We start from the raw sequence: 1,970 nt of genomic DNA on the forward strand, positions 1-1,970 counted from the left end.
AGCGCGGTCAAGCGCTTCACCGTTGCCGCCGGCGACGCCGTGTCCCTGTTCGCGCAGAAACTCGGCATGAAACTGTTCGCGGCGGGCGGGAAGGTCGAGATTCAGGCGCAGGGCGATGAGTTGCAGTTGGCGGCGCTTAAGGACGTCACCATTAGCAGTACGGACGGGAAGCTGGTGCTGTCGGCCGCCAAGGAGGTGTGGATTGGGTCGGGCGGGTCTTACATTCGGATTACGCAGTGCGGGATCGAAAATGCAACGCCGGGAGACATCTTCGAAAAGTGCGCGGTGTGGGTTAAGCGCCCGCCCGCCTCGATGCAGATCCACGCCGAAATGGCAAACATTCTGCCCGCACACCCGCTGACGCTGAACACCGGCGCCTCGCCGGCATCGAGAACCCGGCTGCCTGTCGGCATGCCGTACAAGCTGTTTGCCGAAGGCGTGCTGTTCCGGCAGGGCGTGATCGACGAAACAGGCGACATTCCGATCGACCATCAGATGGCCACCAAGCAGTACGAACTGCAATTGGCTAGCGGCGCGGTCCACGCCATTCCTACTACTGAGGAATATCGCGGCAACGCCGAAAACGGCGAACTTGCCGCGCGCGGCTTTCAATTCTTCGAGTCCGCACCCGGAACGCCCGAGGCGCCCGATCGCGCCGTCCATCGCCAGGTTTATGACCAACTGCTCGGCTCAACACCCGAGGATCAGGTATGAGACAACAACCCATTACCACGCCCATCGCTCTGTCGCGTACCAATCGGGCGCTCATCACGCTGCCGTGGTTCGTCCAGCGTGCCGAATATGCGCCTCAGCCGTGCACCTTTCATCCCCTCGTCAATGGCGAAGAGGCGTTCGGCGACCTCCACGACACCATTTCCGCCGCGCAGAAGACCGTCGACATTATCTGTTGGGGCTTCCAGCCATCGATGTTCTTCAAACGCGGCGCCCGGGAACGCGGCACGCCCTGTATTGGCGACCTGCTCGAAGCAGCGGGAAAGCGCGGGGTAAAGGTCCGCCTGCTGAGTTGGGGCGGCGAAGCATTGGGCATTCCCGGCATGTCAGATATGGGCGACGAGCCGAACCTGCCTGACCGCATGCATCAGCATCCATGGTTCTCGCGTCCACCCAATCCCCGCGTCAATCCCAAGGAATTCAACCGGTACTGGCATTGGCGTGCAGCACGCACCTCCCCTACCGCCAAGATATTCAAAGGGCCTGTTCCATCGCAGGTCATGGAAAAGCTGCCGGGATTGCTGGGGCTGCCGAAGCTGGTCAACGTCGAATTTGTCGTGCGGGATTTTGGCCTGTCTAACCGGCTGGAAATCGCATTTCGCACGGCCTTGTGGGGGACCGACGACACGCGCTCTGCCGGTAGTAAGGCCCAAGGCGGCGCCATCATGGGCGCGATCGTGCCGACGCACCACCAGAAAATGGTGCTGGTCGATTATGAATTGCCTGACCGGGCAGTTGGCTATGTCATGGGCCACAACATGCTCGACCCGTACTGGGACAAGGACGACCATAGCGCGGTCCGGCTCTTGGGCGATCAGGGCCGGAATGGCGCGACGCCACGACAGGACATTTCAAGCCGCGTCACCGGCCCGGTTCTCCGGTATCTGAACCAGAATTTCTGTGAGGCATGGGACCGCGCTACCGGCGAAGCACTGCAAACCACCCGAAAACCTGCCGCGACAGCACTCAAAATGCTGCACGACACCGGCGTCAAGGTCATGGCCCAGGTGCTGCGGACTCAGCCGGAACACGGCAAGTTCGATATCGAGAAAATGTATTTGCAGGTGGTCAACAACGCCTGCAGCTTTGTCTATATCGAGAATCAGTATTTCCGCTTTCCGCCATTGGCCGAGCAAATCAAGGCGGCCGCCGCAAAGCAGATAGCCTGGGGCCGCGACCCGGGCGAGCATGGCCCCATCCACCTGTTTGTCGTCACCAATGCGAGCGACGAGGGCATC

At 61.1% G+C, this 1,970-nt stretch carries 2 protein-coding genes; both read left to right on the forward strand.

Annotated features, from left to right (window positions below; genetic code table 11):
- Positions 1–714 (forward strand): DUF2345 domain-containing protein (locus tag AC1DEL_RS27475; RefSeq protein WP_477126488.1); only part of this gene is annotated, 714 nt, incomplete at its 5' end.
- Positions 711–1,970: phospholipase D-like domain-containing protein (locus AC1DEL_RS27480; RefSeq protein WP_477110905.1), on the forward strand; the 1,260-nt coding region annotated here is incomplete at its 3' end. The genes AC1DEL_RS27475 and AC1DEL_RS27480, both read left to right, overlap by 4 nt.

The organism is Cupriavidus sp. 10L43_2 (assembly GCF_056395265.1).